Below are 1,071 nucleotides of genomic sequence, written 5' to 3'. Positions count from 1 at the left end.
TTTAGCCGCTCTCACACATCCTTTAAGTTCCAAGCTATCACTAATATCATAACCAACTATTTTCCTGGAATGCATATCTGTTATTAAAGCCAGGTAGCAAAAACCCTTTATGGTTCTAATGTATGTGATATCAGATACCCAAACTTGGTTAGCTCTAGTAACTTCTAAGTCTTTTATGATGTTATTATATTTATAAAAACGATGATAAGAGTTCGTAGTTCTAGCACTGGTTTTCCTTCTAAGTGTCAGCATTTGATTTTTTCTAAGCACATTAAATAAAGTATCTCTACCAACTTTAATATTGGCTTTATTAAAATCTGCATTTAATGATTTTACAAGTTTTCTCACGCCTTCTCTAGGAAGGGATTTGCGTCTTTTTCTAACGATATTAATAATCTGTAGTTCTAGGTTTAAACGCTTATCAGCTCTGTTTTTATGCTTGTAATAAGCATTACGTTTAAGTCCAAAACAATGGGTTATAGTTGTCAAAGTAGCAAATCCCTTAGATATCTTTTTGGCTTTACTTAAGGCTTTATACTTAGCTTTTTTTTTAAGTTCATTAACTGATTTATAGCCAAGATCTTCAGCAGCTACTTCCAGATAACAATCCTGGACCATAGCATCGAGATCCTTTTTAAGTAGTAGTTTTTTAAGTTGTTCAACCTCTTTTTGAAGTGCTTTAATTCTAGATATTTCGTCTTTTGTTTCCACTTTTACTCTGGTGTTCATTAAGTCTTTACGATTATACTTTTTAATCCACACATTTACTGTTGTAGGTGCAATAGAGTAGAGTTTACAAAGTTCACTCTTTGTGTGTTTTCCGATTGTAAGTTCGGCTAAGATTTTTAATTTAAAAGGTTCACTGTAACGTCTAATTACTTTGTCATTTCTATACATAATGTTTAAAATTATGTAGCCTTATTTCAGGACGGGTCAAGCTTGCACCTAACGTGATTGTGTATGGTTAGTTGCGTGGTTAAGCACGTAATTTAGCAAATAAATCACATATAGAATATTCCGCAGGAATGTTCGTAAGTCGGCAGTGACCAAGCAATTAATTATACACGGTGA

1 protein-coding gene is annotated in these 1,071 nt (G+C 32.9%); it reads right to left on the bottom strand.

What is annotated here, in order from left to right:
- On the bottom strand, positions 1 to 897 hold an 897-nt coding region (locus ASC41_RS17060; RefSeq protein ID WP_241489610.1), incomplete at its 3' end, for a DDE-type integrase/transposase/recombinase.
- Positions 898 to 1,071 lie beyond the last annotated feature (174 nt).

It is taken from the genome of Lacinutrix algicola (assembly GCF_001418085.1).
GTDB lineage: Bacteria > Bacteroidota > Bacteroidia > Flavobacteriales > Flavobacteriaceae > Lacinutrix > Lacinutrix algicola.
Note: the sequence above shows the minus strand (reverse complement) of the source record. Positions and strands in the feature narration are given on the sequence as shown.